Origin of the sequence: Bacillus sp. 179-C3.3 HS (assembly GCF_047229225.1) — a bacterium.
Classification (GTDB): Bacteria; Bacillota; Bacilli; order Bacillales; family Bacillaceae; genus Bacillus.
Map to the genome: position 1 here is coordinate 79,416 of NZ_JBFEFT010000003.1, position 12,097 is coordinate 91,512.

Annotated in this window: 12 protein-coding genes; 11 read left to right on the plus strand and 1 reads right to left on the minus strand. The window is 41.7% G+C overall.

Going from position 1 to position 12,097, the window contains the following annotated elements; all coding sequences use genetic code 11:
* Window positions 1-22: 22 nt before the first annotated feature.
* Window positions 23-1,096, plus strand: a complete 1,074-nt coding sequence (locus AB1K80_RS03510) for a M42 family metallopeptidase (RefSeq protein ID WP_412855232.1) — start codon at window positions 23-25, stop codon at window positions 1,094-1,096.
* A 43-nt stretch (window positions 1,097-1,139) separates the two neighbouring features.
* On the opposite strand, the gene AB1K80_RS03515 is transcribed toward AB1K80_RS03510, so the two are convergent.
* Window positions 1,140-1,586 carry a YtoQ family protein gene (locus tag AB1K80_RS03515; RefSeq protein WP_412855233.1) on the minus strand — a complete coding sequence of 149 codons (447 nt, stop codon included), beginning with the start codon at window positions 1,584-1,586 and terminating at the stop codon, window positions 1,140-1,142.
* 199 nt (window positions 1,587-1,785) lie between these two features.
* Between AB1K80_RS03515 and AB1K80_RS03520 the strand changes: the two genes are divergently transcribed.
* The 10 genes from AB1K80_RS03520 to AB1K80_RS03565 all read left to right on the plus strand — a co-directional run bounded on the left by AB1K80_RS03520 (window position 1,786) and on the right by AB1K80_RS03565 (window position 11,870).
* A complete protein-coding gene (locus AB1K80_RS03520) occupies window positions 1,786-2,814 on the plus strand; it encodes a PTS transporter subunit IIC (RefSeq protein WP_412855234.1) in 1,029 nt (342 codons plus the stop codon).
* Window positions 2,801-3,121, plus strand: a complete 321-nt coding sequence (locus AB1K80_RS03525; RefSeq protein ID WP_412855235.1) for a thioredoxin family protein — start codon at window positions 2,801-2,803, stop codon at window positions 3,119-3,121. The genes AB1K80_RS03520 and AB1K80_RS03525 overlap by 14 nt, the downstream gene beginning before the upstream one ends.
* 19 nt (window positions 3,122-3,140) lie before the next feature.
* A complete protein-coding gene (locus tag AB1K80_RS03530; RefSeq protein WP_412855236.1) occupies window positions 3,141-3,950 on the plus strand; it encodes a DUF1444 domain-containing protein in 810 nt (269 codons plus the stop codon).
* A gap of 19 nt (window positions 3,951-3,969) precedes the next feature.
* Window positions 3,970-4,575: a YtpR family tRNA-binding protein gene (ytpR, locus tag AB1K80_RS03535; protein WP_412855237.1), complete on the plus strand. Its 606-nt coding sequence runs from the start codon at window positions 3,970-3,972 to the stop codon at window positions 4,573-4,575.
* A 197-nt stretch (window positions 4,576-4,772) separates the two neighbouring features.
* Window positions 4,773-7,505, plus strand: coding sequence for a DNA translocase FtsK (locus AB1K80_RS03540; RefSeq protein WP_412855238.1), 2,733 nt, complete (start codon window positions 4,773-4,775; stop codon window positions 7,503-7,505).
* Window positions 7,506-7,802: 297 nt separating this feature from the next.
* Window positions 7,803-9,101 (plus strand): UDP-N-acetylmuramate--L-alanine ligase, encoded by a 1,299-nt coding sequence (gene murC / locus AB1K80_RS03545; RefSeq protein ID WP_412855239.1) that lies wholly within the window; start codon window positions 7,803-7,805, stop codon window positions 9,099-9,101.
* 201 nt (window positions 9,102-9,302) lie between these two features.
* Window positions 9,303-9,722 (plus strand): DUF948 domain-containing protein, encoded by a 420-nt coding sequence (locus AB1K80_RS03550; protein ID WP_412855240.1) that lies wholly within the window; start codon window positions 9,303-9,305, stop codon window positions 9,720-9,722.
* A 27-nt stretch (window positions 9,723-9,749) separates the two neighbouring features.
* Window positions 9,750-10,220, plus strand: coding sequence for a YtxH domain-containing protein (locus AB1K80_RS03555; RefSeq protein WP_412855241.1), 471 nt, complete (start codon window positions 9,750-9,752; stop codon window positions 10,218-10,220).
* Between the two features lie 28 nt (window positions 10,221-10,248).
* A complete protein-coding gene (gene ytxJ / locus AB1K80_RS03560) occupies window positions 10,249-10,572 on the plus strand; it encodes a bacillithiol system redox-active protein YtxJ (protein ID WP_412855242.1) in 324 nt (107 codons plus the stop codon).
* 221 nt (window positions 10,573-10,793) lie between these two features.
* On the plus strand, window positions 10,794-11,870 hold the full coding sequence (locus AB1K80_RS03565) for a bifunctional 3-deoxy-7-phosphoheptulonate synthase/chorismate mutase (RefSeq protein WP_412855243.1): 1,077 nt from the start codon (window positions 10,794-10,796) through the stop codon (window positions 11,868-11,870).
* Window positions 11,871-12,097: the final 227 nt, after the last annotated feature.

The window sequence follows — 12,097 nt, forward strand, 5'->3', positions numbered from 1 at the left end:
TAGAAACGAGGTAAGCAGTAGAATGAACGAAGAAACGATGTTGTTGTTCAAACAGTTAACAGAATTACACGGCGCTCCAGGTAATGAGCACCAAGTGCGTGCGTTTATGAAAAAGGAGCTAGATAAGTATTCCGATGACCTCATTCAAGATCGTCTTGGAGGCGTATTTGGCATACGGAAAGGACCGGAGAAGGCACCTAAAGTGATGGTAGCGGGTCACATGGATGAAGTTGGTTTCATGGTATCAGCCATTACGAAAAACGGAATGATTCGTTTCCAAACCCTTGGCGCATGGTGGAGTCAGGTCATGCTAGCGCAGCGTGTAGACGTCCATACCGATCAAGGACCAATTCCTGGTGTGATCTCGAGTATCCCAACTCATCTACTCACACCTGAACAAAAAAACAGACCCGTCAAGCCGGCAGATATGCTCATTGACATTGGCGCTGATAGTGAAGATGAAGCCATCGCACTTGGCATTCGTCCAGGACAGCAAATTGTCCCTGCAACCATGTTTACGCCAATGGCCAACCCGAAAAAAATAATGGCAAAGGCGTGGGATAACAGGTATGGCTGTGGACTAGCGATTGAGTTGTTAAAAGAGTTAAAAGACGAAACGCTCTCATGCGAGCTGTATTCAGGGGCAACGGTGCAAGAAGAAGTAGGGCTTAGAGGGGCAGCAGTAGCAGCCAACATGATTCAGCCAGATTTGTTCTTTGCTTTAGATGCTAGTCCTGCAAATGATGTGACAGGAGACAAAACACAATTTGGTCAGCTTGGAAAAGGTGCGCTTCTTCGAATTTTTGATCGAACAATGATCATGCATCGAGGCATGAAAGAGTTTGTGCTTGATACGGCCGAAACGAACAACATTCCATACCAATATTTCGTATCACCAGGGGGCACTGACGCTGGACGTGTACATATATCCAACCAAGGCGTCCCATCTGCTGTGATTGGTGTTTGCGCGCGTTACATCCATACGAGTCATTCGATTTTGCATGTAGATGATTATGCAGCAGCAAAAGAATTAATTGTCCGTCTTGTGAAAAGCTGTGATCAAAGTACGGTCAACGCCATTTATCAACGAGTGTAATTGTCATAGAAAGGCTGCCTCTTGCATGAAGGCAGCCTTGTTTTTATTGCTGTTCAAAAACGTAAGATAACGCTTTGATCGCTTGATTGACAGTTTCAACGGTTATGTTTGCTTTGTTTGACAGCTCTTTTAACGGATGGTGCAACTCCTTTGGGCGTATCAAGATGAGTGGTTTTCCTTTCGCAATGGCAGTTGATGCATCCATTGCAGTGTTCCACTGCTTATATTTTTCGCCAAAACGGGCAATGACAACGTCTGCTTGATTCATTAATATTTCAGTTCGGAAATTATTTAAATCAGAAGCCGCATCGTCTTTTAAAATGGCATTTGGTTGCACACCTAAAATATCTTCCCCAATGTTGTCTGAGCGGTCATGATGCTCCATTGGACCAACAAAGGTGATAGGCAACTTCAAAGATTGGCTTTTCTCCTTGATTTCATCACGCCACTGGCTATGGATTTCTCCAGCTAAATATACAGTTAATTGCATAACGAACTCCTCCTTTTGCACAAACTTAATAAAGGTTTGCCCTGTTTCTGTTCATGTTACACAAGAAGTGCTTGATAAAGCAAAAAAAATATGATTATGATATTCATGGTAGAAACGATTTTCATCAGAAGAAGACTACATATAATGGGAAGGACAGGCTTCTTCGTCTTTCCTATGAGAAAGCGGGAAGACGACGTTGATGACTTATTTAAAAAGAAAGGGTGTTTCCCTTTCGCCAAAGGTGTACTTCATTGATGCACTTTCTTATATGGCCTTAGGTCTATTTGCCACATTGGTCGTAGGACTTATATTAAAAACAGCCGGCGATCTATTATCACTTGCGCTCATCATCAAAATGGGGACGCTCGCCATGGGGCTTATGGGGCCAGCCATTGGCGTAGCGGTTGCATATCGCTTAAATGCATCTCCTTTGATCATTTTTGCGAGTGTCGTATCAGGTGCTGCTGGGGCAGAGCTTGGGGGCCCTGCTGGAAGCTTTGTGGCTGCTTTAATTGGTGTGGAATTAGGTAAGCTTGTGAGTGGTGAGACAAGAATTGATATTATCCTCACACCGTTTGTGACCATTTTCACTGGGTTTCTTACTGCGACGTTAATCGGCCCAGGAATTCAGGCGATGATGACAGGGCTAGGCGGACTCATCATGTGGGGAACCGACCAAAGTCCACTCATCATGGGCATGATTGTCGCAACCATTGTCGGTCTTGCCCTGAGTTCACCAATATCAAGTGCAGCTCTTGCCTTGATGCTTGATTTAAGCGGTCTCGCCGCAGGTGCTGCAACGATTGGATGCTGTGCACAAATGATTGGCTTTGCAGCGGCAGGATTTAGAGAAAATCGCTTCGGCGGTCTTGCGGCAGTTGGTATCGGGACATCAAAGCTACAGCTGCCAAACATTGTGAAAAACCCCCTCATATTAATTCCACCGACGATTGCTGGTCTCATCCTTGCGCCAATTGGTATTATTGGCTTTGGAATGGTCAATAATGCGGCAGGAGCAGGTATGGGAACGAGCGGTCTTGTTGGACAAATCATGACGCTCACTGTCATGGGGTTTCATCCACCCGTTTTACTCGCCATTGCACTCTTGCATTTCGTTGGCCCGGCCGTCATTAGTTTGGTAGTATCAGAATGGATGAGAAAAAAAGGCTATATTCAATTCGGAGATTTTACGATACAAACTGGAGGAAACAAACATGAAAAAAATTGAATCGAACGAAGAATTACAAAAAGTCATTCAAGACGATTTATCTGTCCTATTATTTTCAGCTGACTGGTGCCCAGATTGCACATTTATTGAACCGTTCTTACCAGAGCTTGAAGCGAACTACCCAGAATTTGAATACTATTACGTCGACAGAGATCAATTCATCGACACTTGTGCAGAGTGGGACATATTCGGTATTCCAAGCTTTTTAGTCTTTAAAAACGGACAAGAGATCAACCGTTTTGTCAGCAAAGACCGCAAGTCAAAAGAAGAAATTGAAGCATTTTTGACAGATTCTCTTGCAAAATAATCGAAAGGAGAGTCTATAAATGGCGAAAATGACATCAAGACAGCTTGCCAATGAATTGAAAAGCCGTCTTGACAATCAGAGTTGGTTACACAAATTTGATCGCGAAAAAGATACGCTTCGCATTGAAGATAAACAAACAGGTAAAGGAATTACCCTTGAGCTCCCGCCAATCATAGCGAAGTGGGAAGTAAAGCCTGATGAAACAATGGATGAAATGGTTTATTATGTGAAAGAGGCACTAAGCGCAATGAATGGCGAAGCCCAGCACATGACGGGCAAAGAAAAGCAGATCTATCCGGTTATTCGTTCAACGTCATTTCCAGAGGCATCAAGTGATGAAATCCCCCTTGTTTTTGACGAACATACTGCTGAAACAAGGATCTATTATGCACTTGATCTTGGAAGCACCTACAAATTAATTGATGAGAAGATGCTCCAAAAGGAAAATTGGACAAAAGAACGAATCCGTGAAACGGCAAGCTTTAATGTCCGGTCACTTGAAGCCGTTGTGAAAATGGATGAAGTCGCAGGCAATCTCTTTTATTTCTTCCGGGCAAATGACGGATATGATGCAAGTAGGATTTTAAATGAATCGATCTTACAAGAATATGCCCAAAAAATAGAAGGGCAGATGACGATCTCTGTTCCTCATCAAGATGTGCTCATTATTGCAGACGTTCGAAATGATGCAGGCTATGACATTTTAGGACAAATGTCGATGAGCTTCTTCGCGAGCGGCACGGTGCCGATTACGGCATTGTCATTTTTATATGACGAGGGCAAGCTTGAACCGATCTTTATTCTTGCTAAAAGCAGACCAAAACAGTAGTAGAAGGGAATTTTGAAGAATGAATGTTTTTTATAATGCAGAAGGAGTAGGCGATACACTCCTCATTTCATTGAAAGATGTGACAAGAGACGATGTGGCATATGAGACATTTGGAGATGTGGTCAGAATCTTTCATCTAGACACAAAAGAAACAACAGGCTTTAACATCTTCAACGCCTCCACATATATGAAAATTGAAGACAACGGATCTGTGCCGTTATCTGAAACACTTGTTCAAAACATCAACGACATTTTAAATCGCAATGGTGTCAGTGAAACATTGACAGTCGATCTTTCACCAAAGTTTGTCGTCGGTTATGTGAAAGAAAAGGAAAAGCATCCTAATGCCGACAAACTAAACATTTGCCAAGTCGATGTTGGCGAAGAAACGTTACAGATCGTATGTGGTGCACCGAACGTAGACCAAGGTCAATACGTTGTCGTTGCCAAGGTTGGCGCAGTTATGCCAAGCGGAATGGTCATTAAAGATGCTGAGCTAAGAGGTGTACCATCAAGTGGTATGATTTGTTCAGCAAAAGAATTAGATCTTCCAAATGCACCAACTGAAAAAGGGATTCTTGTACTAGAAGGAAGCCGCAAAGCTGGCGAACCCTTTGAAGGATAACCTCCCATAAACGGGCACATATGAGCGAAGAATGTGTTATACCAAAAGTCACTAAGGTTGTACTTAGTGACTTTTTTTCATCTACATACAGGACGAACAGATAAGAAGCGGCACTTTTCTCGCTTTCCTGCAAGAAAAAGCAATGGTATACTAAAAATCGCCCAAGAAAATGTAAGGGGAGTTAAAGAGAGTGATACATGATGAGTTGGTTAGATAAATTGTTCAGTGTATTTTTAGGTGAAGAAAAGAAAAAAGAAAAGGCAAGCAGTCAGGTAGAAGATAGACCTGTCATGCCAAAACAGTCATCTTACGAACAAAATAATGAATATAAAAAGATTGAAGATACAAAAGTGTTTTATGAATATCCAAAAGGCAATTTCCGCTTTCCACTTGTTCCTGATGAACCAAGACGTGACGGGACTCATGAGAGACAGCGGGTACGCCCAAGCAACCCTAGAACAAAGCAGGCGACTTCTCAGACGACACAAAAGATACAGCCTGACATCAATAAAAAGCCATTTAAAACGGAAGAGATTCCTTCACCGGTTTATGGCTATCACCATGACTTGCGTCCAAAACGAACCAAGTTGAAGGAAGAAGCCACTTATATTCAAAAGCCATTCAGTGAAAAAGCAACACATCGAGTGACGCTTTTATCAGAAGAGGCGGAACGTGAACGGACGATTAGACAGCAAATGAACATCCCGTCGATCCAGAAAGAAAACCAAATCGACAAAGAAGCTCCATTCGAACAGAGCGCAGATAGGCAAGAAGTAAAAACTCCTTCAACATTGCAAGAGGAGTTGGCCTATCAAGATCAAGTGCAAACGATGATGGGACGCTTAAACGATGAGCCTCGCCATGAAATTGAAGACGAGCCAGAAGTGTCAAAGGTGAGTGAACATCAAGAAGCGAACTTGCAAGAGCAACAGGAGCAGGAACAGATACAACAAGAGCAAGAAACAGTAGAGACAACGATCATTGAACAAGAAGAATTACAGCAAACAGATCATGAGTCGCAACATCAGCTAGAAGATGATGCGGAAGAAGTGGAAACGTTCAAACTCGGTGAAACTGAAAAAACTGAAGACGCACCGATTGCGATTGAAATGGAAGTAGAACATCCGATCGACGAAGAGGCAGAGATCAGTGACGTCAGAGAAGATGTGATAGAAGATCCAGATGAAGCCGCTTGCTTAGACGATAGTCAAGAAGAAGTACCAGCCACCTCCAATGAGGCTGAATCGGCGATCATCGATCAGGAAGACGAATTATTGATGCAAGAGGATGACGTCAAAGACGATCAAGAATCGACAGAAGAACTAGCTTCTCAAGAAACAGACATGCCGATCGACCAGTCTGACCAGCATGAAACACCTCATGAGGTGCAGCCAGTAGAAGAGAAACAGACGTCACCGCAATCAACAAAACGTTCAAGCAACCAAACATCTACAGTTCCTTTTAACGTCATGATGTTAAAAAGTGATAAAAGAGTCCAGCAACACAATACGTCAGATCGACAAGGATATGTCTTTCCTAGCTTAGCCCTATTAGACGTCCCGCCCGCACAGAAAGAAGAAGACGGGACATGGGTGAAAGAGCGAGCAGATCTACTGAATGCCACCTTGAAAAACTTTAATGTGAGAGCTAGCGTGGTGCATGTCACTCAAGGGCCTTCCGTTACAAGATTTGAAGTGCATCCTGAACCGGGCGTAAAAGTGAACAAAATCACGAACTTGTCTGATGATATTAAATTGAGTTTATCTGCAAAAGATATCCGAATTGAAGCACCTATTCCGGGCAAGAACACAATCGGAATTGAAGTGCCGAACTTACAAAGTAAAATGGTCTTTTTGAGAGAAATGATCAGAAGCAGTGCATTTAGAGACAATCCATCCCCTCTGACAGCAGCGCTCGGATTGGATATCTCAGGTCAGCCGGTCGTGGTTGATTTGCAAAAAATGCCGCATGGTTTGATCGCAGGAGCGACTGGTTCAGGGAAAAGTGTGTGCATTAACACCATTTTAGTGAGCTTAATGTTTAAAGCGTCACCAGATGAAGTGAAAATGCTCTTAATCGACCCTAAAATGGTCGAATTAGCCCCATATAATCACATTCCACATCTCGTCAGTCCTGTGATTACAGATGCCAAGACGGCAACGGCAGCGCTAAAATGGGTCGTTGATGAAATGGAAAGAAGATATGAGCTGTTTGCCCATTCCGGTGTGAGAGATATCAAACGTTTTAATGAGCTTGTGAAAGAAAAACAAATGGGGGAAAAGCTCCCTTATCTCGTTGTTGTCATTGATGAGCTCGCTGATTTAATGATGGTTGCCCCGAATGAAGTAGAAGAAAGTATTTGCCGAATCGCCCAAAAGGCTCGGGCATGCGGCATTCATTTGCTCATTGCGACGCAAAGACCATCAGTTGATGTCATTACAGGTCTCATCAAAGCCAATATCCCAACAAGAATCGCTTTTTCTGTCTCAAGTCAGGTGGATTCAAGAACGATTATTGACATGGGTGGTGCAGAAAAGCTTCTTGGAAAAGGAGATATGCTCTTTTTAGAAAATGGTTCTGGGAAGCCAACAAGGCTTCAAGGGAACTTTGTGTCAGACCGTGAGATTGATCAAGTCGTGGCACATGTCAGAAAACAGCGCAAGCCGGTATTCCTTTTTGAACAGGAAGAATTAATGCTGCAAGGCTCGGCCATTACAGATGAAGACGAATTGTTTATGGATGCCTGCCGATTTGCGATAGAGCAAAATAGTGCAAGTACATCTAGTTTACAAAGAAGATTTAGAATTGGATATAACCGCGCAGCAAGGCTTATTGACATGATGGAACGTGAAGGCATGATTTCAGGTGCGAAAGGCAGTAAACCTAGAGAAGTCCTAATGACACTGAGTGATTTAGAACAATTGATCTAATAAATCGGTTCATTTTTTTGATAATCGTGGTATGATAGCACATAGGTGCAATTTTGTAATTGGACACTTTTTGCGTGCCTGTTGACCGCTTTTTCATGAAAGTGAGCAGAAATAGGTGTTATAAATGGGAAAGTTGTCGGATACTATCCATAGTTAATTTTGATTAGAATAGGAAGATCGGAAAAAATCTTTATTTGGAGCTGCAGCCTGTGATATGAAGTGACAAAATCACAAGTTGCAAATTGAAATGAGCGTCATATACTGTAAGTCAGATAGACGTTTGTTGGAGGTACAATTATGACTGTTTATCATTTTGTTGGAATAAAAGGGACAGGTATGAGTCCACTGGCCCAAATTCTCCATGATACTGGGTACACTGTCCAAGGATCGGATATCGAAAAACACATTTTTACACAAAAAGCATTAGAAGATCGAAACATTAACATTCTCCCGTTTGACCCAGATAATATTCAGCCAGGGATGACAGTAATTGCAGGAAATGCATTTCCCGATACACACCCTGAAATTGAGCGTGCCCTTTCTGAAGGAATTCCTGTGATTCGCTATCACAAATTCCTTGGTGAGTACATGTCATCATTTACAAACGTAGCGATTACGGGTGCACATGGCAAGACATCGACAACAGGTCTTCTTGCACATGTCATGCAATCTGCAAAGCCTACTTCGTATTTAATCGGTGATGGATCTGGAATGGGGAAAGAAAATAGTGAGTATTTTGTTTTTGAAGCGTGTGAATACCGCAGACATTTCCTAAGCTACCATCCAGACTACGCGATCATGACGAATATTGATTTTGATCATCCAGATTATTTCTCTGATATTGATGACGTGTTTGATGCGTTTCAAAACATGGCACTTCAAGTGAAAAAAGCCATTATCGCTTGTGGAGATGATGAGCATTTGCTCAAGATTCAAGCGAAAGTACCTGTTGTGTACTACGGCTTGAACGAAGAAAATGATTTTCAAGCTAGAAACGTTGTGAAAAATACGGAAGGTACCACATTTGATGTATTTGTACGCAATACGTTTTATGATACTTTCTATATTCCTGCATACGGAAACCATAACGTGCTTAACTCTCTAGCGGTGATTGCCTTATGTCATTATGAAGCCATTGATGTAGAACTCATCAAAGCGGCATTAACGACATTTGGCGGTGTGAAACGACGCTTTAATGAAAAAGTTGTTGGTGAGCAAGTGCTGATTGACGATTACGCTCATCATCCAACTGAAATTGAAGTAACCATTGAGGCTGCCCGCCAAAAATATCCAGACCGTGACATTGTGGCTGTCTTCCAGCCGCATACCTTCACACGTACACAGCAATTCTTAACGGAATTTGCAGACAGCTTAAAACAAGCTGATTATGTGTATTTATGCGATATCTTTGGGTCTGCTCGTGAAAACATTGGGAAACTGAGCATTGAAGATTTGCGTGAAAAGATTCCGCAAGCGCAGCTCATTGACGAAGAAGATACATCTGTGCTCAAAGCACATCAAAATGCCATTTTAATCTTTATGGGCGCAGGAGATATTCAAAAATATTTGCGTGCTTATGAAAAGGTCGCTGTCTAATGAAAAGTGCTGCTTATGCGGCACTTTTTTATATTGAAAAAAATGTGACAAAGCAAGAAGTTCTGCTTTTTTTCGCTGTCTGTGGACAGGAATGAGCGAATAAGTGTAGAATTATTACTTAATCGGTCATTCTAGGTCATGTTTGAATGATACAACGAGAGGGTAATCAAATGAATATGCCCGCAGCAAAGGAGGTTCCAGATGATTCTCATTTTATATTTAAGCGTTGCACTGATCGCAATTGCTTTCTTCATTCTTGTCATCTATTTGTCCAAAACCTTAAAATCCTTACAGCTGACATTGAAAAATGTGGCGTCAACTTTAGAAGGTCTTGAAGGACAAATGCAAGGTATCACCACAGAAACAACACAGTTGCTACATAAAACGAATCAACTTGCGGAAGATATTCAAGACAAATCGGCAAAACTCAACACAGTTGTGGATGCGGTGCAGGGAATTGGCGGTTCAATCAACCAATTCAATACAAGCATAAAGCAGGCAGCTGGTGCGGTTTCATCATCCGTTGAAAGAAATCAAGAAAAAGTAACGGACGTTGTAAGCTGGAGTAATGCGGCACTTGAAATTTATAAAAAGTGGAAAGAACGCAAAAACCAAAAATAAACCTAATTTCGCATAGGAGGAATAATCATGAGCAAAGACGGTATCAATAGTAAAGACTTTTTGATTGGAACATTGATCGGTGGCATTATTGGGGCAACAACAGCACTCTTTTTAGCTCCGAAGTCAGGGAAAGAGCTTCGCGATGATTTGAATACCCAAGCGAATGCATTAAAAGAAAGAACAGATCGACTCACAACAGAAGCGAAAGAAAAAGGCACTGAATATGTGACAATTGCAAAAGATAAAACGTCTGAATTGTCTCAATTGGTAGCAGAGCAATCAAGCCAAATTTTAGACAAAGTGAAAGACATAAAAGACCGTGCAGCTGGAAAAGCTAATCAACTGAAAAGTGAAACAGAAGATGCAGCGGCAGATCTTGCTAGTGACGTTTCAGATGTGGCAACCGAAGCAAGAAATAGAGCGCAGGAAACAAAGTCAGACATTGAACAAGGCATCCAGGATGCGAAAGAAAAAGTAGAACAAACGACAAAAAGCTAACGCGGTTCAACATTAGGAGGAGCACACCATGTCTAAACAACTCATTGAAACAGAAGAACAGTTTGATCAACTAAAGAATCAAGATGGAACCTTTGTCTTTTTTAAGCATAGTTTGACATGCCCAATCAGCCAAGCGGCTTTTCAAGAGTTTGATGCATTTGCGTCTGCACACGAAGACGTCCCATCATATTTCTTACAAATCCAAAACACGAGAGAGCTTTCAGCGTATGTAACAGAAGCGTCAGGGATCAAGCACGAAAGCCCGCAGGCACTCATTTTTAGTGGTGGAAAAGTCAAATGGCATGCATCACATTCCAACATTACAAAAGAAGCACTTGAACAAAATATGTAGTCAAACAAAAAACGTCAGCATTTGCTGACGTTTTTTTATAAAAAAGGTTTATTTAAAACAAAAGTATGTTATAATCTTACACACAATACTTTATCGCTTAAAAGCGTTTGGGTAATAAAGAAATTTTTCGTGACAATTCCGAAATCTTTGTTTATAATAAACCCTATCATACGACAATAAAAAATAAAAAGCGAGAGCAGGCAGAGGAAAGGATGACAAAAATGAGCAATAATGAACTAGAACAATTGAGACAGCAAGCAGATGATCTAAATCTACAAATCTTAAAACTGATCAATGAAAGAGGAAACATTGTAAAAGAAATAGGAAAGACGAAAGAAGCGCAAGGTGTCAACCGTTATGATCCTGTCAGAGAGCGCACAATGCTGAACCAAATTCTTGAGAAAAATGATGGCCCATTTGAGAACTCAACCATTCAGCATATTTTCAAAGAAATTTTCAAAGCAGGCCTAGAGCTTCAAGAAGATGATCACAGTAAGGCGCTACTTGTTTCTCGTAAGAAAAAACCGGAAAATACAATTGTGAACATAAATGGGGAAACCATCGGTGATGGTAAACAACGCTTCATCGTTGGACCGTGTGCTGTTGAGAGCTATGAGCAAGTCGCAGAAGTAGCAGCTGCAGCGAAACAACAGGGGATTAAGCTACTTCGTGGTGGTGCCTTTAAACCTCGTACAAGTCCATACGACTTCCAAGGCCTTGGTGTAGATGGTTTGAAAATTTTGAAGCGTGTTGCTGATGAATACGGTCTTGCGGTCATTAGTGAAATCGTAAATCCAGCGCATATTGAAGAAGCGATTGAACATATCGATGTGATTCAAATCGGTGCTCGTAACATGCAAAACTTCGAACTATTAAAAGAAGCTGGATCTGTGAATAAACCCGTTCTATTAAAACGCGGTCTTGCAGCAACGATCTCAGAATTCATCAATGCAGCTGAATACATCATTGCCCAAGGGAACGATCAAATTATCCTTTGTGAGCGTGGTATTCGCACATACGAAACAGCGACACGTAATACATTAGATATTTCTGCTGTGCCAATCTTAAAACAAGAGACGCATTTACCAGTCTTCGTTGACGTGACGCACTCAACTGGACGTAGAGATCTTCTCCTTCCAACGGCAAAAGCAGCCCTTGCAATTGGAGCAGACGGTGTGATGGCAGAAGTACATCCAGATCCATCCGTTGCCCTATCAGATTCAGCGCAGCAAATGGATATTCCTGAATTCGAAAAATGGTTAGATGCTTTAAGACCACTTGTAAACATTCACGCATAACAATTGCATGAAAAGCCGCCGGATCATACCGGTGGCTATTTTAATGGAAAAAAAAGATTGAAAATGGAAGAAAAAGCGAGATAGCACATTGCAAGCCAAAAAGGACTTGTTCACAATGTTTTCATTTTTATTATTCGACAAAATCTGCTAAGATCATTGTCATAGCTGGCGTTCACGACATTTTTTTATAATCGATCATTGAATGAACCGATCATAAACGGATAAAA

Excerpts from the sequence above, each read along its gene's own strand:
- AB1K80_RS03510 (WP_412855232.1), top strand. The coding sequence starts at position 23 with ATGAACGAAGAAACGATGTTGTTGTTCAAACAGTTAACAGAATTACAC.
- AB1K80_RS03515 (WP_412855233.1), bottom strand. The coding sequence starts at position 1,586 with ATGCAATTAACTGTATATTTAGCTGGAGAAATCCATAGCCAGTGGCGT.
- AB1K80_RS03520 (WP_412855234.1), top strand. The coding sequence starts at position 1,786 with ATGACTTATTTAAAAAGAAAGGGTGTTTCCCTTTCGCCAAAGGTGTAC.
- AB1K80_RS03525 (WP_412855235.1), top strand. The coding sequence starts at position 2,801 with ATGAAAAAAATTGAATCGAACGAAGAATTACAAAAAGTCATTCAAGAC.
- AB1K80_RS03530 (WP_412855236.1), top strand. The coding sequence starts at position 3,141 with ATGGCGAAAATGACATCAAGACAGCTTGCCAATGAATTGAAAAGCCGT.
- ytpR (WP_412855237.1), top strand. The coding sequence starts at position 3,970 with ATGAATGTTTTTTATAATGCAGAAGGAGTAGGCGATACACTCCTCATT.
- AB1K80_RS03540 (WP_412855238.1), top strand. The coding sequence starts at position 4,773 with ATGATGAGTTGGTTAGATAAATTGTTCAGTGTATTTTTAGGTGAAGAA.
- murC (WP_412855239.1), top strand. The coding sequence starts at position 7,803 with ATGACTGTTTATCATTTTGTTGGAATAAAAGGGACAGGTATGAGTCCA.
- AB1K80_RS03550 (WP_412855240.1), top strand. The coding sequence starts at position 9,303 with ATGATTCTCATTTTATATTTAAGCGTTGCACTGATCGCAATTGCTTTC.
- AB1K80_RS03555 (WP_412855241.1), top strand. The coding sequence starts at position 9,750 with ATGAGCAAAGACGGTATCAATAGTAAAGACTTTTTGATTGGAACATTG.
- ytxJ (WP_412855242.1), top strand. The coding sequence starts at position 10,249 with ATGTCTAAACAACTCATTGAAACAGAAGAACAGTTTGATCAACTAAAG.
- AB1K80_RS03565 (WP_412855243.1), top strand. The coding sequence starts at position 10,794 with ATGAGCAATAATGAACTAGAACAATTGAGACAGCAAGCAGATGATCTA.